At 68.2% G+C, this 19,982-nt stretch carries 21 protein-coding genes; 10 read left to right on the top strand and 11 right to left on the bottom strand.

The window, feature by feature from the left end; translation table 11 throughout:
* Nucleotides 1–82 precede the first annotated feature (82 nt).
* From IEV87_RS11830 to IEV87_RS11815, 4 genes are all read right to left on the bottom strand, one after another.
* Nucleotides 83–1,330 (bottom strand): Na+/H+ antiporter NhaA, encoded by a 1,248-nt coding sequence (locus IEV87_RS11830; protein ID WP_188477875.1) that lies wholly within the window; start codon nucleotides 1,328–1,330, stop codon nucleotides 83–85.
* A 64-nt stretch (nucleotides 1,331–1,394) separates the two neighbouring features.
* Entirely contained in the window at nucleotides 1,395–2,552 is a 1,158-nt protein-coding gene (locus IEV87_RS11825; protein ID WP_188477874.1) for a Hint domain-containing protein, read from the bottom strand.
* A gap of 71 nt (nucleotides 2,553–2,623) precedes the next feature.
* Nucleotides 2,624–3,670, bottom strand: a complete 1,047-nt coding sequence (locus IEV87_RS11820) for a permease (protein WP_188477873.1) — start codon at nucleotides 3,668–3,670, stop codon at nucleotides 2,624–2,626.
* A complete protein-coding gene (locus tag IEV87_RS11815; RefSeq protein WP_188477872.1) occupies nucleotides 3,663–4,013 on the bottom strand; it encodes an ArsR/SmtB family transcription factor in 351 nt (116 codons plus the stop codon). Before IEV87_RS11815 ends, IEV87_RS11820 begins: the two co-directional genes overlap by 8 nt.
* Before the next feature lie 105 nt (nucleotides 4,014–4,118).
* Between IEV87_RS11815 and IEV87_RS11810 the strand changes: the two genes are divergently transcribed.
* The 5 genes from IEV87_RS11810 to IEV87_RS11790 all read left to right on the top strand — a co-directional run bounded on the left by IEV87_RS11810 (nucleotide 4,119) and on the right by IEV87_RS11790 (nucleotide 9,383).
* Nucleotides 4,119–4,706, top strand: a complete 588-nt coding sequence (locus tag IEV87_RS11810) for a uracil-DNA glycosylase family protein (protein ID WP_188477871.1) — start codon at nucleotides 4,119–4,121, stop codon at nucleotides 4,704–4,706.
* Nucleotides 4,699–5,499 (top strand): SseB family protein, encoded by an 801-nt coding sequence (locus tag IEV87_RS11805; RefSeq protein ID WP_188477870.1) that lies wholly within the window; start codon nucleotides 4,699–4,701, stop codon nucleotides 5,497–5,499. Before IEV87_RS11810 ends, IEV87_RS11805 begins: the two co-directional genes overlap by 8 nt.
* Nucleotides 5,500–5,789: 290 nt before the next feature.
* On the top strand, nucleotides 5,790–6,611 hold the full coding sequence (locus IEV87_RS11800; RefSeq protein WP_188477869.1) for a TIGR00282 family metallophosphoesterase: 822 nt from the start codon (nucleotides 5,790–5,792) through the stop codon (nucleotides 6,609–6,611).
* 10 nt (nucleotides 6,612–6,621) lie between these two features.
* Nucleotides 6,622–7,554, top strand: coding sequence for a DMT family transporter (locus IEV87_RS11795; protein ID WP_188477868.1), 933 nt, complete (start codon nucleotides 6,622–6,624; stop codon nucleotides 7,552–7,554).
* 83 nt (nucleotides 7,555–7,637) lie between these two features.
* Complete coding sequence (locus IEV87_RS11790) at nucleotides 7,638–9,383, top strand: SLC13 family permease (protein ID WP_373284055.1); 1,746 nt, start codon at nucleotides 7,638–7,640, stop codon at nucleotides 9,381–9,383.
* A gap of 132 nt (nucleotides 9,384–9,515) precedes the next feature.
* On the opposite strand, the gene IEV87_RS11785 is transcribed toward IEV87_RS11790, so the two are convergent.
* Entirely contained in the window at nucleotides 9,516–11,288 is a 1,773-nt protein-coding gene (locus IEV87_RS11785) for an SLC13 family permease (RefSeq protein ID WP_188477867.1), read from the bottom strand.
* A gap of 45 nt (nucleotides 11,289–11,333) precedes the next feature.
* A complete protein-coding gene (locus IEV87_RS11780) occupies nucleotides 11,334–11,939 on the bottom strand; it encodes a MarC family protein (protein WP_188477866.1) in 606 nt (201 codons plus the stop codon).
* Between the two features lie 205 nt (nucleotides 11,940–12,144).
* Here IEV87_RS11780 and IEV87_RS11775 point away from each other — a divergent pair, with 205 nt between their 5' ends.
* Nucleotides 12,145–12,885, top strand: a complete 741-nt coding sequence (locus tag IEV87_RS11775) for a YebC/PmpR family DNA-binding transcriptional regulator (RefSeq protein WP_188477865.1) — start codon at nucleotides 12,145–12,147, stop codon at nucleotides 12,883–12,885.
* A gap of 200 nt (nucleotides 12,886–13,085) precedes the next feature.
* Here IEV87_RS11775 and IEV87_RS11770 read toward each other — a convergent pair whose 3' ends face one another.
* Nucleotides 13,086–13,793, bottom strand: a complete 708-nt coding sequence (locus IEV87_RS11770; RefSeq protein WP_188477864.1) for a dienelactone hydrolase family protein — start codon at nucleotides 13,791–13,793, stop codon at nucleotides 13,086–13,088.
* 76 nt (nucleotides 13,794–13,869) lie between these two features.
* Nucleotides 13,870–14,751 (bottom strand): LysR family transcriptional regulator ArgP, encoded by an 882-nt coding sequence (locus IEV87_RS11765; protein ID WP_373284054.1) that lies wholly within the window; start codon nucleotides 14,749–14,751, stop codon nucleotides 13,870–13,872.
* An 83-nt stretch (nucleotides 14,752–14,834) separates the two neighbouring features.
* On the opposite strand from IEV87_RS11765, the gene IEV87_RS11760 reads away from it, so the two are divergent.
* The 3 genes from IEV87_RS11760 (at nucleotide 14,835) to IEV87_RS11750 (ending at nucleotide 17,025) form a co-directional block, all read left to right on the top strand.
* Nucleotides 14,835–15,443, top strand: coding sequence for a LysE/ArgO family amino acid transporter (locus IEV87_RS11760; protein WP_188477862.1), 609 nt, complete (start codon nucleotides 14,835–14,837; stop codon nucleotides 15,441–15,443).
* A 71-nt stretch (nucleotides 15,444–15,514) separates the two neighbouring features.
* Entirely contained in the window at nucleotides 15,515–16,423 is a 909-nt protein-coding gene (locus tag IEV87_RS11755; RefSeq protein WP_188477861.1) for a DMT family transporter, read from the top strand.
* A gap of 20 nt (nucleotides 16,424–16,443) precedes the next feature.
* Nucleotides 16,444–17,025, top strand: coding sequence for a hemerythrin domain-containing protein (locus tag IEV87_RS11750; protein ID WP_229737544.1), 582 nt, complete (start codon nucleotides 16,444–16,446; stop codon nucleotides 17,023–17,025).
* 17 nt (nucleotides 17,026–17,042) lie between these two features.
* Here the strand turns inward: IEV87_RS11750 and IEV87_RS11745 are convergent, their stop codons facing one another.
* A complete protein-coding gene (locus IEV87_RS11745; RefSeq protein WP_188477860.1) occupies nucleotides 17,043–17,645 on the bottom strand; it encodes a glutathione S-transferase family protein in 603 nt (200 codons plus the stop codon).
* 69 nt (nucleotides 17,646–17,714) lie between these two features.
* Between IEV87_RS11745 and IEV87_RS11740 the strand changes: the two genes are divergently transcribed.
* On the top strand, nucleotides 17,715–18,407 hold the full coding sequence (locus IEV87_RS11740) for a helix-turn-helix transcriptional regulator (RefSeq protein ID WP_188477859.1): 693 nt from the start codon (nucleotides 17,715–17,717) through the stop codon (nucleotides 18,405–18,407).
* Here the strand turns inward: IEV87_RS11740 and IEV87_RS11735 are convergent.
* Together IEV87_RS11735 and IEV87_RS11730 are read right to left on the bottom strand one after the other, a co-directional pair.
* The gene (locus tag IEV87_RS11735) at nucleotides 18,404–19,117 is read right to left on the bottom strand and encodes a hypothetical protein (RefSeq protein WP_188477858.1); all 714 of its coding nucleotides are present in this window, start codon (nucleotides 19,115–19,117) and stop codon (nucleotides 18,404–18,406) included. The genes IEV87_RS11740 and IEV87_RS11735 overlap by 4 nt on opposite strands.
* Before the next feature lie 47 nt (nucleotides 19,118–19,164).
* Entirely contained in the window at nucleotides 19,165–19,863 is a 699-nt protein-coding gene (locus tag IEV87_RS11730) for a dimethylsulfonioproprionate lyase family protein (RefSeq protein ID WP_188478422.1), read from the bottom strand.
* Between the last annotated feature and the right edge of the window lie 119 nt (nucleotides 19,864–19,982).

Here is a 19,982-nt window from a genome sequence, read left to right as displayed (position 1 = left end):
TCAAGTCGTCGAGAATGTGGCGAAATTGAATGGTTTCCGGCCCCGAGTGGCCGGAAACCGCGATCTGCGCCGATCTGCCGCGTCAGTTCGACACCTTCTGAACCCGCGTGACCTTGCCCGCGATGATCGAAATGATCGCCGCTGCGAAGGAGAACAGCGCACCCATCTTCGCCGCATCCTGCACCGGCCCGGCGTCGAAGGCGACGGAGGCGATGAACAGAGACACGGTAAACCCGATCGCCGCGACGCAGCCGATCACAACGAGGTCGATGATCCGCATCCCCTCGGGCAGGCCCAGCTTGAGCGGACGCGCGCCAAGCCAGCCGAAGAACAGGATGCCCACGGGCTTGCCGATCAGCAGCCCCGCCAGCACCAGCCAGGTCGGGTTGCCGATGGAGTTGAACTCCACCCCCGCGTTGCAGAGGCCGAAGAAGAAAAGCACGATCTCCACCGGATGCTTGAGCGCATGTTCGATGTGGTTCAGCAGGTCGGTCAGATACTGTTCGGCCTCCGAGAAGATGCCGAAGGCGCGGTCGGCATGCGGGATCGTCGGCACGATCGGCAGCAGGCCGAGGGCGGGGTGAATCCCGGCCTCCTGGAACCCGTACCAGGATGCGCAGGCGGCGATCAGGTAGGGCCAGAACGACAGTTTCTGCCGCACCCAGGTCGAATTCGGCCGGTCCTGGTTGCCCGCGTCCATCCGGCGCGGCAGCCAGTTGGCCAGCAGGAACACGGCGACCGCCGCGCCAAGCGACAGCAGCAGCCATTCCGGGGCGAGCTCACCCGACGGGTAGAAGATCGCCAGGATAATCAGCCCCGCCGCGTCATCCGCGATGGCCAGCAGCAGCAGGAAACGCACCGCGGGGTGGCCCGCGCCAAAGACGATGCGCCCGACGAGGTAGGAGAACGCGATGTCCGTGGCGGTCGGGATCGCCCAGCCATTGGCCACGGCGGAATAGGTCTCGGACCCCATGAAGGCGGCGAGACCGAGGTAGACGGCAATCGGGCCCAGCATCCCGCCAAGCGTCGCGAACAGCGGCGTCGCGGCCTTCTTGCCGCGCAGCGATCCCTCTTCCAGGATCACGGCCTCCCACACCTCTTTCGCGGCGATGGCGAAGAAGAAGGCCATGAGCACGTCGTTGATGAGGTAGTGCAGCGTCAGCGTCCTGTGGCCGTCATGCAGATGCCCGATCGGCGCATGGTCCCAGATCACGAATTCGACGAAATGGTGATAGCTGTCGGCGTCGATATTCGCCCAGATCAGCGCCAGCACGGCCCCGAGGATCAGCAGCAGCGAATAATTGTTGATGAAGTTCCAGACGCGATACATGCCGACCCCTCTTGGCTCCGTAGTTGAACCGGGTCTAGGCGATTTGGCTGGGGGCGACAACTGACTAGATCGTCACGCGCCGGACCGGGGGGATTGGCCTGCGGCGCATCACCTGCAAAGGTGGCGCTTCCGGGCAGAGCGGCTCATCCGCCCTGCGATGCAGCGCTACGAGGTCGCGCGCCTGCCGTCCGGGCGGAATCGGATGCGCCGGAACCCCGGCCCGCGCCATGCCGTCCGGTCTGCGGGGCAGGGCGGCGATGTCCGCCAGGGCGCGTGGACCGAGGGCACGCCGGGCCTGCGGGCCAAGGAACAGGCTTTCGACTGCCAGCCCCTCCGCCCAGATGACCTCGTGCCGGTCGAACAGCAGATGCACCCACTTCACCCGCTCCGGCGGGGCGCGGCGGCGGATGCCCGGCATTTCCAGCAGGTTCCGCGCCGCCACCAGGGCGGTGTGACGCCCCGTCGCCTGCTCCACCAGATTCGACGACAGCAACACCCGGTGCTGGGCCGACAGCATCAGCGCGCGCCCCGGCCTTCCCCGCCCGAACGCACCTTTGGCCAGACGCACCGGGCGTTTCGCCCCGGTCATCTGCGCCGCCGGGACCACCTGCGCCCCGATCCAGACCAGAGGCTGCGCCCCATGGTCCCGCGTCACCACCAGATCGCCCGCCTTAAGTCGCGCCGCCGCCATGGGCCCGGCTGGCGTCAGGATCCGTGTGCCCCCGGCAAAGCATGTGAAGTCGATCATCGCCAGGTTCGACGTGACGCCGGTGTAGGTGTCGCCCGCGACCGCGGTCAGTTCGATGCTTTCGATGGCTTTCGCCGTGAAGACGTCGTTCTCCGCCGCGCCTTCGTTCCAGGGCGTGACGAACACCCGCCCCGCCGTGTCCTGCAGCAGCACCACGTCCCCGGTCGCGGTCGTGCTGTCGTGATAGGTGAATTCTGCCGTGTAGGTGAGCGCAGTGTCCAGCTGCTGAGAGGTTCCGGCATAGGTGATCGTCTCACCGGAGGAGAACAGCCGGTTGCTGTCCACCGCCCCGTCCGAATTGCTGTCGTTCAGCGTCAGCGATATCGCATTGTCCCACAGCGGCGCCGCCGGGGATCCCAGCACCAGCCCGACGGCGGCCGAGGCGTTCTCCGCCGTCTGCGACAGCGAACTCTCGAACGGGTCATAATCCGACTGAAAGCCCCCGTAAAAGGCGTTGATGGTGGTCGAGGGCATGGAAAGGGTCCCGGCGTATCCGACCGGGACCCTAAGGGCAAAGCCCTGAAGTTGACGTTAATCGCAGGGTGTCAGATCAGCGGGGCCGCCACCGACCAAGCCACCCCGGCCAGCACCGCCGCCGCCACCGCAAATCCGGCATATGCGGCGAACACCCGCGGCTTCACCAGCGCCCAGACCGCCACCGCCGCCGGGATGCAGGTCATGCCGCCCGCGATGATGAAGGACATCGCCGCGCCGGGGGACATGCCCTGTTCCAGCAGGCCCCCGACCAGTGGCACCGCCGCATAGCCGTTCAGATAGGCCGGAGCGCCGAGCAGCGCGCCCAGAAGGATCGGGCCGATCCCCGTGCCGCCGAGAACTCCGGCGATCCATTCCGCCGGCACATAGGTCAGCATCACAGATTCCAGCGCATAGGCCAGCAGCAGCCACTTTGCCAGGAACACGGCGTTTTCCAGCGTCGCGGTACGGAAGGTCTCCCGCCGGGCGGGGTCGGTCCAGAAGCGCCAGACCGGTTGCCCCTGGAACGGCTTCTTGACGCCGCAGCAGCCCCCGACCTGCGGCTTCGTGCGCAGCGGATCGGCAAAGACGGGCGAGGATTTCAGCGCCATGGTCACCAGCCCTCCGCCAAGGCCGGCCCCGACCGCCACCAGCGTCTTGGCCACCGCAAAGTCGAACCCGAGCGTCCCGGCGGTAATCAGGAACATCGGCGGGTCCATGATCGGCGAGGCCAGCCAGAACGCCATCACCGCCGACAGGGGTACGCCAAGCGCCAGCATAGCGGCGACAAAGGGGATGACCTCGCAGGAGCAGAAGGGCGACAGCCCCCCGACCAGCGCCGCCATCACGATCATCCGGGTCTCACGGCCCGTGAAGGCCCGCGCGATCATCGTCTCGGCCCCGCTGGCCTTGAGGTATCCGACCGACAGAACCGCGAACAGGATCATCGGCGCGGTGTTCAGCAGGGCGCGCGCGGTGAACAGGATGCTGTCGTCCACCTGCGGCGGGTCGAACAGCGCGACCAGCACGAAGATCACCGGGGTGATGACCCAGGCCCACTCGATGCGCGACCAGAACGTCGCGGCGCGGGAGGGAAGATGGGAATGTGTCTCAGCCATGGTCATGTCCTTCGGGGTGGATGTCGGGCGCCGCATCGGCGCAGCATTCGCGGACGAGGAACCCGGCAAGGTCCCTCAACTCGTCATAGGCGACCGCGGCACAGATGATGCTGCGGCCCTTCTTTTCCTGCACCACCAGCCCCGCCTGGGCGAGGATCTTCATGTGGTGCGTCAGCGTCGATCCGGTAATGCCCGTGCGGGCACCGAGATCGCCGATGCTCAGCCCCTCCGGCCCGGCGCGCACGAGGGTGCGCAGGACGGTCAGGCGCTGTTCGCTACCAAGCGCCGCGAAGGTCGAGGCGGCGCGTTCGAGACGTAGGTCGGAGTCGGGTGTCATTTTCATGATTCTAGAAATATCGAATCTTTCGGGTGAAGCAAGATTTATTTTCAGAACTATCGAAATATCCGGCCCTTTACCCCGCGCGTGCCCGGTGCATCATCTCTCGCGATGACCGACCTCACCGATCACATCCGCGCCTGCCGCCTCTGCGCGCCGCGCTTCGCCGCCACCGCGACGCGCCACGCCCCGCGGCCGGTTCCCTGGTTCCGCCCCTCTGCCCGCCTGCTGATCGCCGGTCAGGCGCCCGGCCTGCAGGTGCACGAAAAGGGCCGTCCCTTCGACGACCGCTCCGGCGACCGGCTGCGCGACTGGCTCGGCGTCGACCGCGACACGTTCTACGATCTCGACCGTATCGCCGTGGTCCCCATGGCCTTCTGCTTCCCCGGTTACGACGCGACGGGATCGGACCTGCCGCCGCCGCCGATATGCGCCGCCACCTGGCATGACAGGGTCTTCGCCACCCTGCCCGACCTGCGCCTGCGGGTCGTGATCGGGGCCCATGCACAGCGCTGGCACCTCGGCACCAGGAACTCCATGACCGAAACCGTGCGCGCCTTCCGCGACCATCTGCCGGGGACGATCCCCTTGCCTCATCCCTCCTGGCGCAATACCGGGTGGCTGAGGAAAAACCCCTGGTTCGAAACCGACCTGCTGCCCGTGCTGCGCGAACAGGTGAAGGAGGCGTTGGATGCCTGACCCGTCAGAAACGACCCCGCTCGATACCGCCCATGCCGCGATGGAGGCCGCGCCCGAGGACGACTCCGCACGCCTGCGCTTCTATGAACGCCTCGCCGACAGCGAACTCTTCCTGATGCTGACAGAGGAGGCGAAGGGCGAAAGCGTTTCTCCCGACCTCTTCAGCTTGCCGGACGCGACCTACGCGCTGGTCTTCGACCGGGCGGAGCGGCTGTCGGCCTTCGCCACCCGCCCGGTGCCCTACGCCGCCCTGTCCGGCCGGGCGATCGCGAGCATGCTGGCGGGGCAGGGGGTCGGCCTTGGCCTGAACCTGGAGGTCGCGCCCTCCTCGATCCTGATCCCCCCGCCGGCGGTCGACTGGCTCGCCGCCACGCTGGCGGAATCGCCGTCGGAGGTGGAAGAGCGCATCGCCGAATTCACCCGCCCCGGCGTACTGCCCGAGACGCTTCTCGCCGCGCTGGACACCAAGCTGGCGATGGCCGGGGCGCTCGCCCGCTCCGCCTACCTCGTCGGCACGGTGTCCGAAAGCGGGTCCCGCGGCCACCTCCTGGCCTTCATCGACGCCAGGCCGGGGGCGGAGCCCGCGCTCGCCAAGGCCGCCGGAGAGGCGCTTACCTTCTCCGGCCTCGACGCAGGGGTGCTGGACGTCGGTTTCTTTGCCGCGACGGACACGGCGGCCGCGGCCCTCGCCCGCCACGGCCTGCGCTTCGATTTGCCCGAACCGGCCGCGCCCGACCGCGAACAGCGCGCCGCGCCGGGCAGCGACCCCGACCGCCCGCCGATCCTGCGATAGGGGGCCCTCACCCTGACCCTATCCCCCCGGGGGAGAGGGGACGCGAACGGGTCCACGTTCGAGACTTCGGGACAACAGCGCTCCTGTGACACCCCATGCATTTCCCTCTCCCCGTGGGGCAGAGGGTCAGGGTGAGGGGGCACACCGACCGACACGCGCACCTGCGCTCCCGAAGACACCCCGGCCCGGATCCGCGGCCTCCACCTCCTTTGAGACGAAGGATGAGGTCAACCACAGGGTGCCCCCGCACCCCCTTGCCCTTTTCCGCGCCGCCGCATACGCCATCCCCCATGAAACTCCTGTTCCTCGGCGATGTCGTCGGCCGCTCCGGCCGGACGGCGGTGATTGAAAACCTGCCCCGCCTGCGCGCGGCCTGGAAGCTCGACTTCGTCGTCGTGAACGGAGAGAACGCGACCAATGGCGCCGGCCTCTCGGGCGAACACGCGAAACAGCTTCTCGACGCCGGGGCCGACGTGCTGACCCTTGGCGATCATGCCTTCGACCAGAAGGACATGATGACCCATATAGAAAGCGAGCCGCGCATCATCCGCCCGATCAACTACGCGAAGACCGCCCCCGGACGCGGCTACCGCATCTTCGACGCGCCCGGCGGGCGCAAGGTGCTGGTCGCGCAGGTGCTCGGCCAGGTCTTCATGTCTCGCCCCTACGACGATCCCTTTTCCGCCATCGAGACGGTACTGAAGTCCCATCCGGCCGGCGGTCTTGTGCAGGCCTCCATCATCGACGTGCACTGCGAAGCGACCTCGGAAAAGATGGCCATGGGCCACTGGTGCGACGGCAAGGCCTCTCTCGTCGTCGGCACCCACACCCATGTCGCCACGGCGGATGCGCAGATCCTCGGCGGAGGCACCGCCTTCCAGTCCGACGCCGGCATGTGCGGCGACTACAATTCGGTCATCGGCATGGACAAGGCCGAACCGCTGCGCCGTTTCGTAACCGGCATGTCCAAGGGCCGCTTCCAGCCGGCGGAGGGAGAGGCGACCCTGTCAGGAATCTACGTCGAAACCGACGACCGAACCGGAAAGGCCACGCGGGTCGAGATGGTGCGCCACGGCGGCTGTCTCTCGCCCTCCGGTCCCGCGCCGGTCTGACGCCAGCCTCATGCCGTCCGCACGCCGTCACGCCCTGATCCTGACCGCCGCGCTGACGGTGATCGGGGCGGGCTGGGCCATGACCGTGCCGCTGTCCAAGATCGCGGTGAGCACGGGTCATCAGGCCATGGGACTCATCTTCTGGCAAACGCTGATCGGCGCGGGCTTCCTCGGCCTGATCCTCCTGGCCACCGGCACGCGCTTTCGCCCGACCCGTGCGCAATGGGCCATCGCGCTGATGATCGCCCTGACCGGCACGCTTGTCCCGAACGCCTTTTCCTACCGCGCGGCGACTCATCTGCCCGCCGGCATCATCTCCATCCTGCTGTCGCTGATCCCGATGATCTCCTTCCCGATGGCGCTGCTCATGGCATCCGACAGCTTCTCGCTCCGCCGCCTGGCGGGCCTTGCGACCGGGATGATCGCGGTCCTGCTCATCGTCCTTCCGGAGGCCAGCCTGCCCGACCCGGCCATGTTCGCCTGGATCCCGATCGCCCTCGTCGCCCCGCTGCTCTACGCGCTCGAAGGCAACCTCGTCGCCCGTTTCGGCACCGCCGGAATGGACGCGGTCCAGACGCTCTGCCTCGCCTCTCTCGTCGGCGCGGCCATTGCCCTGCCGCTCTCGCTCGCCACCGGGGAATTCGTGGTCCCGGCTGGCATCGGCCGGGCGGAGGGCGCGCTGATCCTCTCCTCCGCCATCCACGCGCTGGTCTATTCCGGCTACGTCTGGATGGTCGGCCGCGCCGGTCCGCTCTTCGCGGTGCAGGTCAGCTACCTCGTCACCATCTTCGGCGTGCTCTGGTCCATGGTCCTGCTCGGCGAACGGTATGCGCCGTCGATCTGGGCATCGCTGCTGCTGATGCTGATCGGCATGGCACTGGTCCAGCCACGTCCGCGCGAAACCGCAACGCCGCCCTTGCCCGACGCGGCACCGGACGCCTAGAAAGGCGCGAAGCACCGGCGCGGACCGGCAGATTTGAGGCAGGACGGCAATTGATCCAGTATTTCGACATCTCCCAGACCGGCATGGCCATCATGACCCTCGCCGTGGTCGGAGGCATGTTCCTGCTCTTCCTGCGTGAATCCTACCCGGCCGAGGTCGTGGCCCTGGGCGGTGTCGCGATCATGCTGATCCTCGGCCTGCTGCCCTATGACGAGGCGCTGCCGGTCCTCTCGAACCCTGCCCCCTGGACCATCGCCGCGATGTTCATCGTCATGGGCGCCCTGGTCCGGACCGGCGCGCTCGACGCCTTCACCCAGATGGCCGAACGCAACGCCAGCAGGCCCAGGGTGGCAATCGCCGCGCTCATGGGCTTTGTCCTGCTCGCCTCCGCCGTCGTCGCCAACACGCCGGTTGTCGTGGTGATGATCCCGGTCTTCGTGCAGCTGGCCCGCAAGCTCGGCGTCAATGCCTCCCGCCTGCTGATCCCGCTGTCCTACGCGGCGATCATGGGCGGGATGCTGACGCTCATCGGCACCTCCACCAACCTGCTGGTGGACGGCGTCGCGCGCACCCGCGGTCTGGAACCCTTCTCGATCTTCGAGGTCACGCCGATCGGACTGGTCGTGGTGGGCTGGGGCATGCTCTACCTCACGGTGGTGGGGCGCTGGCTGCTGCCCGACCGCGACAGCATGGCCGACATGCTCTCTGACCGCACCAAGATGAAGTTCTTCACGGAGGCGGTGATCCCGCCCGACTCCAACCTCATCGGCCGCGAGGTCCTCTCAGTCCAGCTGTTCAAGCGCGAGGGCGTGCGGCTGATCGACGTGGTCCGCGGGGATGAATCGTTGCGCCGCAACCTCAAGGACGTCGTGCTGCAGGTCGGTGACATCGTGGTACTGCGCTCGCAGATCACCGAACTGCTGAGCCTCCAGCAGACCAAGAGCCTCAAGCGTGTCGACCAGATCTCGGCCGTCGAAACCACGACGGTCGAGGCCCTCATCACCCCCGGTTGCAAGATGGTGGGCCGCCAGCTCGGCTCGCTCCGCCTGCGCCGCCGTTTCGGGGTCTACGTGCTGGCGGTGCACCGCCGGAACCAGAACATCGGCCGCCAGCTGGACGAAACCGTGGTCCGCGTCGGCGACACGCTCCTGCTCGAAGGCGCGCCCGAGGACATCCGCCGCCTCTCGACCGAAATGGACATGGTCGACGTGACCCAGCCCACGGCCCGCGCCTTCCGCCGCAGCCACGCGCCAATTGCCGTGGTCGCGCTGTTTTCCATCGTCGGCCTCGCGGGGATCGGGGTCGCGCCGATCTTCCTGCTCTCGGTGCTGTCCGTCGCGGCGGTCCTGCTGACCCGATGCATCGACGCGGACGAGGCCTTCTCCTTCGTCGACGGCCGCCTGCTGACGATGATCTTCGCCATGCTCGCGGTCGGTGCGGGGCTGGAGCATTCCGGCGCGGTCGAACTGATCGTCAACGCCATCGCCCCCGCGCTCGGAGAGCTGCCGCCCTTCTTCGTGGTCTGGGCGGTCTACCTGCTGACCTCGGTCCTGACAGAGCTCGTCTCCAACAACGCGGTTGCCGTGGTGGTCACCCCGATCGCCATCGGCCTCGCGCAGTCGGTCGGCATCGACCCGCGCCCGCTCGTGGTGGCGGTGATGGTCGCGGCCTCCGCCAGCTTTGCCACTCCGATCGGCTACCAGACCAACATGATGGTCTACGGCCCCGGCGGCTACCGCTTCACCGACTTCATGCGGATCGGCATCCCCCTGAACCTCTCCATGGGCCTGATCGTCTCTGCCGTGATTCCCTTCATCTGGCCGCTCTGAATCTTCGTACCGCCGAGGGGAGCCGCGCGCCGGACCACCCGGGAGATCCGGAAGACCAGAGAGAATTCCCGTTTCTCTTTGGTTTCGAAAATATCCCGGGGGAGGCCCGGAGGGCCGGGGGCAGCGCCCCCTTCAGAGCGGCCAGAACAGCAGGATCGACGGAATGGACACCGCGATGATCAGCAATTCCAGCGGCAGTCCCATGCGCCAGTAATCCCCGAACCGGTATCCGCCGGGGCCAAGGATCAGCGTGTTGTTCTTGTGCCCGATCGGCGTCAGGAACGCGGCCGAAGCCGCCACCGCCACCGCCATCAGGAAGGGGTCCGGCGACACGTCCAGTCCCTTCGCCATCTGGATCCCGATCGGTGCCGCGACGATGGCCGTCGCCGTGTTGTTCAGTACGTCCGACAGGGTCATCGTCACCACCATCAGTGCCGTCAGGATCGCCCAGGCCGGCCAGCCGTCGGTGGCCCAGATCAGCGAGTCGGCGATCAGCGACGTGCCGCCCGAGGTCTCCAGCGCCTGCCCGAGCGGGATCATGGAGCCAAGCAGCACCACCACCGGCCATTCAACGTGGGTGTACAGTTCCTGCAACGGGATGATCCGCAGCAGCACATAGGCGATCACCACCAGGCCAAGCGCGATCGGCAGCGCGATCAGCCCGACGCTCGCCGCCAGCACCGCACCACCGAACAGCGCAATCGCCGCCCAGGTCTTGGAATCCTGCGTCACCGCCAGCCCGCGGTCGGCCAGCGGCAGCCCGCCGATCCACTCCGCCACGTCGCTGCCGGTGTCCTTCTGCACGAGGATCAGCAGGATATCGCCCGGCTCGATCTCGGTCCGGCGCACCTGGCTGGCGATCCTCCGGCCCTTCCGGGAGATGCCCAGCACAACCGCCCGCTGCCTCCAGGACAGCCCGATCGACTGCGCCGTCCGGCCCGCCATGCGGCTGTCGGGCTTGATCACCACTTCGATGACGTCGAGCCCCTCGCTGTCCGCCTTCAGCAGTTCCTCGCGCCGGTCGTCCGAAAACGCCAGCGACAGGGCAGAGCGGAATTCGTCCAGCGCCTCGGGCGTGGCCTCCAGCACGAGCGCGTCGCCCGCGCGCAGCACCGTGTTGCGCGCGTTGCCGTAAAGCCGCTTGTCGTCCCGGATCACGCCGATGATGGCCACGTCGGCCTTCTCCGCCACCTCCGACAGCGCGCCGACCCGGGTGCCGATCTGCTTGCTGCCCTCCGGCACGGTCAGTTCCGCCACGTAGTTCGCCATGTCCGAGGCGCGCACCGCCGCATCCTCGCGCACGGGGATCAGCCGCCAGCCGATCAGCGCGACAAAGGCCAGCCCCGCAATGGCGGCGACCCCGCCCACGGGGGCGAAGTCGAACATCCGGTAACCTTCGCCCAGGTTCTCGGCCCGGATCGAGGCTATGATGATATTGGGCGGCGTCCCGATCAGCGTCGCCATCCCGCCGAGGATGGTGGCAAAGGACAGCGGCATCAGCGACAGCCCCGGTACCCGCCCCGCCTTGCGCGCGGTCTGGATGTCCACCGGCATCAGCAGCGCCAGGGCCGCCACGTTGTTCATGAAGGCCGACAGCACCCCGCCGATCCCGCCCATGAGCGCGATATGCGCCCCGAGCGATCGCGAACTGTCCACCAGCGTCCGCGTGATGAGGTAGACCGCGCCGGACCGCACCAGCCCCGCCGACACGATCAGCACCAGCGCGACGATCAGCGTCGCTTCGTGCCCGAAGCCCGTAAAGGCCTCCTCGACCTCTACCGCGCCGAAGACCACCCCGGCCATCAGCGCGGAGAAGGCGACGAGATCATAGCGCCACCGCCCCCAGAGCAGCAGGGCGAAGACGGCGATGAAGATGGTGAATAGGACGATCTGTTCGGTGGACATGCGCCCGTGTCTAGCACGTCATGCGGCGCTGCAAAGAGCCTTCGCTCACCAGGCTTCGATCAGCGCCCGCACCGCCTCGATCACGTTGTCCACGGCCACAGCGGCCAGCACCATGCCCATCACCCGGCTCACGATTGCCGCACCCGACCGCCGGATCACCCGCAGGATCGGACCGGCCAGCAGCATCATCACCAGCGCCGCGCCCAGGACCGCCAGCATGACCAGCGCCGTTACCGCCTGTTCCGGGATCGAAAAGCGGTGGTTGTCGGTCAGCAGCACGATCGCCAGCATCGCGCCGGGAGAGGCGAGCGAGGGCACCGCCAGCGGAAAGATCGCCGGCATCCCGTCGCCGCGCTCCGTCATCGCGCCCGCCCCGTTCATCGCCTGCCCGAAGATCATCGACAGCGCGAAGAGGAACAGGATCAGCCCGCCCGCGATCTGGAATGCGGGGAGCGAGATGCCGAGCGCGTCGATCAGGAACTGCCCGAACACCAGGAAGAACCCCAGCACCAGCGCCGCCACCCCCGCCGCCTGGAACGCCGTGCGTCTTAGAGATGCCGGCGCCATGCCGGCGGTCACGGCGACGAAGACGGGGATGGTTCCGATCGGGTCGATAACGACCCAGAGAATGACGAACTGTTCGAAGATCACGGGCGGCGCGGCTCTCGGGTCTGGCCGGGCCGCAGGCAGGCGGTCCGGCAGGGGCGGGGAAGGGGGCGGAGATGCGGCAGACCGCTCTTTTCACATAAGGCCTGCCGCGCGTACCGCAACCGCTAACCGCTTGCCTGCGACACCACGGCTGCACTATAGAGGCGCGGATCTGATCCCGGGCACGCACAAGACGAAAGAGGTCCCCATGGCCGGCCATTCAAAATGGGCAAACATCCAGCACCGCAAGGGGCGCCAGGACGCCGCGCGGTCCAAGCTGTTCTCCAAGCTTTCCAAGGAAATCACCGTCGCCGCGAAGATGGGCGACCCCGACCCCGACAAGAACCCGCGCCTGCGTCTGGCGGTGAAGGAAGCCAAGTCGAACTCCGTCCCCAAGGACGTGATCGACCGCGCCATCAAGAAGTCCCAGGCGGGCGAGGGCGATGACTACGAGGAAATCCGCTACGAGGGCTACGGCCCGAACGGCGTCGCCGTCATCGTCGAGGCGATGACCGACAACCGCAACCGTACGGCGTCCAACGTGCGCTCCACCTTCACCAAGAACGGCGGCAACCTGGGCGAGACCGGCTCCGTCGGTTTCATGTTCGAACGGAAAGGGGAGATCGCCTATCTCGCCGATGCCGGCGACGCGGACACGGTGATGATGGCCGCGATCGAGGCCGGCGCGGAAGATGTCGAAAGCTCCGAGGAGGGCCACTACATCTACTGCGCCGATACCGACCTGAACGAGGTCGCGACGGCGCTTGAGGCTGAGCTTGGCGAATCCGAGTCGACCAAGCTGATCTGGAAACCGACCACGACGACCGAGCTTGATCTCGACGGCATGCAGAAGCTGATGAGGCTGATCGACGCACTCGAGGACGACGACGACGTGCAGCGCGTCACCGCGAACTTCGAAGCGCCGGACGAAGTGATGGAGCAACTCTGAGGCGGCACTCTGCCGAGCCGAACAGGAGTCAGCTCGGGCGACCAGCCCGAGCCACGCCCGATCCTCCCCCGGATCGGGCGTTTGTCATCCGCCCGCCCACGACGGCTGTACGACTTCCAGACGCGATAAAGCGCACCCGCAGATCCGTTTCAAACGCCCGACCCAGGATCGGGCGCGGCTCTCCGTAAAGACCGTACTCCCTACGCCAGCATCTCCTCGAAGAACCCCGTCAGCGCCCGCCACGACCGCGCCTCCGCCGCTTCCGAATAGCCGAACCCCTTGTTCGGCGCCGCCTTCGGGTTGGTGAACGCGTGACCCGTGTGCCCGAAGGACAGCATCTGCCAGTCCGGGCAATGCTCCGACAGTTCCGCGGCCAGCGCGACCTTCACCGCCGGCGGGCAGAGACTGTCGTCCCAGCCGTCGCAGATCAGCAGCGCCGCCTTCATTGCCATCGACCCCGACGGCGGCGCGTCATAGACCCCGTGCAGGGTCACGCCCGCCGCGAACACCGCCCCCGACCGCGCCAGGTCCAGCACGGCCTTGCCGCCGAAACAGTAGCCCATGGCCCCCAGCTTCTGCCCCGCCGCCCGGTCCAGCCCGGCCAGCGCCGCCAGCGCCCCGGTCATCCGGTCGGCCAGCAGGGGCCGGTCGTCCTGCAGCGCCGCCATCCACTGTGCGGCCTCCGCCCGGTCGGTCGTGTGCCGACCGCCGGAATAGTAGTCGACGCCAAGCGCGACATAGCCAAGCGCGGCCAGCCGGTCACAGGTGCCTCTTTCCAGCGGGCCGAGCCCGCCGAAGGCCGGAGCGACCAGCACGCCGGGGCAGGAGGCGTCGCCCTCCGGCACCGAAAGATAGCCGTGGCAGTCCGCCCCTCCGGCCCGATAGGAAAACGTCTCTGAACGGCTCATGCGGCACCTCCCCTTTGCGGCGGAGCCTGTCGCGCCCCGCCGCCCGCGTCAATGCCAGTGGGACAATGCAAAAGGATCAATGCAAGGCGGCCCGTGCAGCGTCGCGCACCGCCCGTGTCAGCGGCGCGACAACCGGCGCCATGCGCCGCGACACCTGCCAGAACAAGGGCACGTCAAGCGGGCGGCCGGGCAGCAGTTCCACCAGCCGCCCCTCTGCCAGATGCGACCGGATCAGCGGTTCGGGGTTCATGCCCCATCCCAGCCCCGCCAATGCGCCGTCGATGAAGGCCTGGGTCGAGGGCAGAAGATGCGTCGGCGGCGCAGGACCCGGCCCCGCCTCCCGGTCCAGCCATCGCAGCTGCAGCCGGTCCTTCCGGTCGAAGGTCATCATGGCCATCCGCCGCAGCGCCGGCGCGCCTTCCGTCCCGCGCCCCTCTGCAAGGAAAGCCGGCGAACAGGTCGCCAGATAGCGCAGCGCGCCGAGCGGGTGGCTGTCGCACCCCGCCGGGGGCTGCGCGGTCGCCGTGACCGCCGCCGTCACCTCCCCGCGCCGCAGCCAGTCGGCGGAATGGTCCTGATCGTCCACCACGGCCTCGAACAGCAGCCCCGGCAGGGCGGCCCGCGCCGCCGCCAGCGCAGGCACGATCCACGCGGCGAGGCTGTCGGCGTTCACCGCGATCCGCACCCGGCGCGGGGTGGCCGCGCCGACAAGCGCCGGGTCCAGCCCGCGCTCCATCAGCGCCACCTCCTCCGCGTGATGCGCCAGCCGCAGGCCCAGCTCCGTTCCCGTGCAAGGCGGCCCGCGCCGGATCAGCGGCTGGCCGACACGGTCCTCCAGCACCCGGATGCGCTGAGACACCGCCGACTGCGTGACCCCCAGTTCCGCCGCCGCCGCCTCGAAGGAACCAAGCCGCAGGATCGTCGCAAGGGTTTCAAGCTGTGCATAGTCCAGCATCAGTTTCTCTAATCTTACAACAGCAGAAGTCGTTTCACTTATCCGAACCCTGCCCCTATTCCCGTCCCGGAACAAGAGGACCCCGCATGGACCAGACCACCCTGTCCACCTTTGCCGCCGCCTTCGGGCTGGGCCTGTCGCTGATCGTCGCCATCGGCGCGCAGAACACCTTCGTGCTGCGACAGGGCCTGCGCCGGGAACACGTGGCGGCGGTCGTGCTGACCTGCGCGATCTCGGATGCCCTGCTGATCGTCGCCGGGGTGGCGGGCTTCGGGACGCTGGCCGAACGGCTGCCCGCCCTCGGCACGGTGATGCGCTACGGCGGCGCGGCCTTCCTGCTGGTCTACGGGCTCATGGCCCTCCGCAGCGCCTGGCGCGGCGGCCAGAGCCTCGACCAGACCGGGGGCACTGCCACGCCGCTGCGCCGCACGCTCGCCATCTGCCTCCTGCTGACCTGGGGCAACCCGCATGTCTACCTCGACACGCTGGCGCTCATGGGGGCAGTGTCGGCGCAATATGCCCACAAGACGGCCTTTGCTCTGGGCGGCGCCACCGCCTCGGCCGCCTTCTTCACCGCCCTCGGATACGGCGCGCGCCTGCTCGCCCCGGTCTTCGCCCGGCCCGGCGCGTGGCGCGTGCTCGACCTCGCCGTCGGGGCGGTGATGATTGCACTGGCCGCAACTCTGGTGACCTGACCAACCGCGTGCGGGGCGGCCACGGCCCGTTGCCTCTTGTGGCCCGCCGCCGGACGTGCCAACCAGAATACATGATGCCGGCAGCTAATATCCGCCCCGTGGAGGGGATCCTCTGGACCTTCGGCGCCGGAATCCTCTTCGTGATGGTCAACGTGCTGGTGAAATACCTCGGCCCGGTCATGCCCGCGCCCGAAATGGCCTTCCTCCGCTACGCGCTCGGCCTCGTCCTGCTGGTTCCGGCGATCCGCCAGATTATGCGTCTGCGCCTGACCCGCCGCCAGTGGGGCCTGTTCATCCTGCGCGGAGCCCTGCATTCGGTCGGGGTCGCGCTCTGGTTCTACGCCATGGCGACGATCCCGCTCGCCGACGTGACGGCGATGAACTACCTCTCGCCGATCTACGTCACCATCGGCGCGGCGCTCTTTATGGGCGAACGGCTGGCGATGCGCCGCATCCTCGCCATCGTCGTCGGCCTGGTCGGAGCGGTCGTGATCCTCCGCCCCGGCTTCCGCGAGATCGGGCCGGGCCACTACGCCATGCTGGTCGCCGCTATCGTCTTCGCCGGGTCCTACCTGCTGGCCAAGCACCTGACCGACGAAACCGACCCGGTCGCCGTGGTCACCATGCTGTCGGTCTGGGTCACCATCGGGCTGATCCCGATCGCCGCGCCGGTCTGGGTCACGCCGACCTGGTTCCAGCTTGGCATCCTGTTCGTCACCGCCACCTTCGCGACAGTCGGGCACTATCTCATGACACTGGGCTTCAGGGCCGCGCCGATCACCGTCACGCAGCCGGTCACCTTCCTGCAACTGGTCTGGGCCGTGTCCCTCGGCGCGATCCTGTTCCACGAACCCGTGGATCCCTTTGTCATTGCCGGGGGGCTGATGATCATCGGCGCGATCAGCTACATCACCTGGCGCGAACACGTCATCAAGAAACGCGCCGTAACCCCGCCCTTGCCGGCGCAGAAGATGCTCTGACCCTTGGTCCCGATGCCCGGTTGGCCTACATCCACGACATGACCGATCCCCTCTCCCTCGACGCCCGCAAGGGCCTGCCGGAACACCTGCGCGTGCTGGCCGACATGTATCCCCGCACCGACTGGCGCGGGCATCCCAATTTCAACGACCTCACCGCCTTCTGGCTTGAGCGTCACGGCATGTTCCGCCAGCTGAACGACCTGCTGGTGGAGGGGTCCGAAAAACGCCTCGACCGCGCCAACCCCCGCTACGGGAGAGAACTTCAGCACTACACCTCCATGTTCCTCAACCAGCTGCACGGCCATCATCGGATCGAGGACGACCACTACTTCCCCCAGTTCATCCCGCTGGATTCGCGTCTGGCGCAGGGGTTCGAGATCCTCGACCGCGACCACCACGCGCTCGACGGTCACATTCACGCGCTCGCCGAAGGCACCAACGCCGTCCTGCGCCGCATCGCCGCCGGAGAGGACGACGAGGCCGAGGCCCGCGCCCTTCTCGACCGGCAGCGCGCCTTCCGCAGCTTCCTGCACCGTCATCTGGAGGATGAGGAGGATCTCGTCGTCCCCGTCATCCTGGAATACGGCGCGGCGCTGTCCTGACGCCGCGCCGTTCCGGATCAGGCTGCCATCGCCTCCCGGTCCGCTGCCTGCGTCGCCACCACGCCGGGCCGTGCTGCGCATCGCGCCACCCAGTCCTTCACCACCGGCCAGTCCTCTGCCATCTCCGTGAACCACAGGAACGGGGAGGAGCAGAGCAGGTCCGCCGCCGAATACCGCTCCCCGAGCAGCCAGGGGCCGCGCGACAGCGTCGTGTTCAGCCGCTCCATCATCGCGTCGAAATTCCTTATCGCGGCATGCACCGCCGGATGCGTGACCCCGGCGTAGTGCATCAGGAACACCGGCTCCATCACCCCCTGGTAATAGCTGAGCCAGGACAGGTAGGCCCCGCGCCCCGCCTCACCCGGCAGCGGGCCGAGCCCTCCGGCGGGGAACCGGTCGGTGAGATAAGCCATGATCGCGCCCCGCTCGTGCACCTCCTCCGCCCCGTCGACCAGATAGGGCACCTTCTTCTCGAAATGCGGATTGGCCGCATCCGCCCCGCCCGTGCCGTCGATGCGCGGGATGGAGACCACGCGGATCTCCACCTCGGCCTCCAACTCGCGCACCAGCGCCGCCACGGCCGAGGACCGCGAATTCGGAGAATGATAAAGCGTCGTCATGACATGTCCTTTCGTTTCTGACCCCGTCAGACTACGCTGCGCATACTGACAGTTTACGGCAGGATCCCCGTGGCCCGCACCGACCGCCTGATGCGCCTGATGGACGTGCTGCGCCGCCTGCCGCCGCCGGTGACGGCCGCGCGGCTGGCCGGGGAATCCGGCGTCTCCCTCCGCCAGCTCTATCGCGACATTGCCACCCTGCGTGCGGGCGGGGCGCTGATCGACGGCGCGCCCGGCCTCGGCTACACCCTGACGGAGGACCCCGCGCTTCCCCCGCAAAGCTTCGACCGCCTTGAGATCGAGGCGCTGATGCTCGCCACCGCCACGCTGGAACAGATCGGCGACCCGGTGATGACGGCGGCGGGGCGCACCGCCATGGCCCGCATCCTCGCCACCCTGCCGGACCGTCAGGCGCGCCAGGCCATGCACCACGTCATGCACAGCTGGCGCGTGCCCGACACGAGGCCCGAGATCGCCGTCGACATGGACCTCATCCGCGCCGCCTGCTGGGAGGAACGGAGCCTGCTGATCTGCTACCGCGACCTCTCCGACGCGGTGACGGAGCGCGAGGTCTGGCCGCTCTCCCTCTCCTACACCGAATACACGCTGATGCTGCTGGCCCATTGCCGCCTGCGCATGGACTACCGGCGCTTCCACATCTCCCGGATGATTTCCGCAGCCCCGGGCGAGACCAGCTTCCGCCCCCGCCGCGCCGCCCTGCTGCGCGACTTCGTCAACAGCCTGCCGGGGCAGGGGGGCTAGATCTTCCCGAACAGCCGCCCCTCGGCATTCAGCCGGTCCACCACAGGGTCGCCCGCATGGGCTGCCGCCTCGATCCGCGGCACCTTCGCCTGATAGTCCGCCACCTCTGCGGCCGGCGGAGGAGTCTGCCGCAGCCCCCAGTTCGCCCGCACGCCCCGCCACGGCAACTGGTACCGTCCGGGCGTCAGCGCGACCGCGTCCAGCCAAAGCCCGACGACGATCCAGAGATCCCGGTAAAGGCCCTCCATCTCCGACCTGAGCACTTCCGAAATCCGGTAACCCGGCCCGACCGCCCGACCGAGACCAAGCGCCATGTCGATCGGATAGTCCTCCCGCGTTCCGAACGGATACTTCGGATCGATCCCCGAGGGGCGCCACCAGGCCAGTTGCAGCAGCCGTCGGTGATCTTCCGTTACCGTGAAGCGCGCGGGCAGGGGGCGCGGCCCGGCGCTGTCATACCGCTCCGCCTGCACCCGACAGGTCCCGGCCCCAAAGGTCCCGTGCAAGGCCAGCGCCAGGAACGCCCGCTCGAACTCCGCCGGCTCCGCCCCGGCCCACGCGCTGTCGACCAGGGGCGCACCGTTCAGCCCGTCGTGCCAGATGACCCGGGTTGTCTCCCGCAGCCGCGATCTCCTCCGCGCCGACCGCGACCGGCGTCCGGAAACCGTCCGACGCAGACTGCGCGGATCCCGCCAGCGCAAGCCCCGCAAGCCCAAGCCCCGACAGTCCGAAAACAACCGCGCGCCGCCGCACCGGCTCAGATCCCCTCGGCCATGCGGGCCCGGCGCGGCGCTGTCAGCTTCATCCCCGGCGTGCTCAGCATGTCCGGCGGCCCGACCCATGCATAGGCCAGCAGGCAGGGCGCAAGGTCGGCGGTGGTGATCCGGTGCTCGTGACCCGGCCGGTTCAGGATCAGCGAACCGGGCGCATAGACCGCCGCGTCATTCTCCGACCAGGACCCGGAGACCGAGACATAGCTCTCCTCGATCTCCCGATGCGAATGCTGCGGATAGGTGGTCTTCGGCGCGAACAGCACGAAGCCGAGGATCAGCCGCTCCGACAGCACGGGACCGCGCGGACCCAGCACCTCGCAGTACGCATATTTCTCCGCCAGCGCCTTCGGTACCTTCTCGTAGCCGTATTCCCATGTCAGCTGCCCGGACACCCGGCTCAGCGCCCGCGCCAGGCCCTGAACCGCGCCGCGTTCGCCGATGTCCAGCGCCCGGCCCAGATGCGCGGTGACGGGCTTCGCCGCCGCCTGCCGCCCCGCCATGTCCGGATTGCCCTCGACCACCCGCGCCAGCGCGTCCCGCACCCGTTTGCGATGCGACCGGATTGCCCTGGAGCCACCGTCCGACCCGTCGCGGTAAAGGATGTCGAACTCCCGCAACAGATAGACCCAGTCCGGGCATGCCATCAGCCGGAGCGGCGCGCTTTCCCGATGTCCGTCCATCATCTTTCCCCCGCAGCCTGCCGCCAGCCTGCCGCCACAGACGGTCCCGCACTCGCCGGTTTCCGCCCCGACCCGGTTCACCGGCGACATGCCATTCATCTTGCCGGAAATATCCCGGGAGA

It is taken from the genome of Primorskyibacter flagellatus, from assembly GCF_014638275.1.
GTDB lineage: Bacteria > Pseudomonadota > Alphaproteobacteria > Rhodobacterales > Rhodobacteraceae > Pseudooceanicola > Pseudooceanicola flagellatus_A.
The sequence above is the reverse complement of the archived record's forward strand: the minus strand, read 5'-3'. Positions and strand labels throughout refer to the sequence as shown.

What these genes read in the sequence shown, in the direction of transcription:
- IEV87_RS11800 (WP_188477869.1), top strand. Translation starts at nt 5,790, where the DNA reads ATGAAACTCCTGTTCCTCGGCGATGTCGTCGGCCGCTCCGGCCGGACG.
- IEV87_RS11775 (WP_188477865.1), top strand. Translation starts at nt 12,145, where the DNA reads ATGGCCGGCCATTCAAAATGGGCAAACATCCAGCACCGCAAGGGGCGC.
- IEV87_RS11805 (WP_188477870.1), top strand. Translation starts at nt 4,699, where the DNA reads ATGCCTGACCCGTCAGAAACGACCCCGCTCGATACCGCCCATGCCGCG.
- IEV87_RS11770 (WP_188477864.1), bottom strand. Translation starts at nt 13,793, where the DNA reads ATGAGCCGTTCAGAGACGTTTTCCTATCGGGCCGGAGGGGCGGACTGC.
- IEV87_RS11830 (WP_188477875.1), bottom strand. Translation starts at nt 1,330, where the DNA reads ATGTATCGCGTCTGGAACTTCATCAACAATTATTCGCTGCTGCTGATC.
- IEV87_RS11810 (WP_188477871.1), top strand. Translation starts at nt 4,119, where the DNA reads ATGACCGACCTCACCGATCACATCCGCGCCTGCCGCCTCTGCGCGCCG.
- IEV87_RS11745 (WP_188477860.1), bottom strand. Translation starts at nt 17,645, where the DNA reads ATGACGACGCTTTATCATTCTCCGAATTCGCGGTCCTCGGCCGTGGCG.
- IEV87_RS11760 (WP_188477862.1), top strand. Translation starts at nt 14,835, where the DNA reads ATGGACCAGACCACCCTGTCCACCTTTGCCGCCGCCTTCGGGCTGGGC.
- IEV87_RS11785 (WP_188477867.1), bottom strand. Translation starts at nt 11,288, where the DNA reads ATGTCCACCGAACAGATCGTCCTATTCACCATCTTCATCGCCGTCTTC.
- IEV87_RS11755 (WP_188477861.1), top strand. Translation starts at nt 15,515, where the DNA reads ATGATGCCGGCAGCTAATATCCGCCCCGTGGAGGGGATCCTCTGGACC.
- IEV87_RS11815 (WP_188477872.1), bottom strand. Translation starts at nt 4,013, where the DNA reads ATGAAAATGACACCCGACTCCGACCTACGTCTCGAACGCGCCGCCTCG.
- IEV87_RS11825 (WP_188477874.1), bottom strand. Translation starts at nt 2,552, where the DNA reads ATGCCCTCGACCACCATCAACGCCTTTTACGGGGGCTTTCAGTCGGAT.
- IEV87_RS11820 (WP_188477873.1), bottom strand. Translation starts at nt 3,670, where the DNA reads ATGGCTGAGACACATTCCCATCTTCCCTCCCGCGCCGCGACGTTCTGG.
- IEV87_RS11795 (WP_188477868.1), top strand. Translation starts at nt 6,622, where the DNA reads ATGCCGTCCGCACGCCGTCACGCCCTGATCCTGACCGCCGCGCTGACG.
- IEV87_RS11790 (WP_373284055.1), top strand. Translation starts at nt 7,638, where the DNA reads ATGGCCATCATGACCCTCGCCGTGGTCGGAGGCATGTTCCTGCTCTTC.
- IEV87_RS11730 (WP_188478422.1), bottom strand. Translation starts at nt 19,863, where the DNA reads ATGATGGACGGACATCGGGAAAGCGCGCCGCTCCGGCTGATGGCATGC.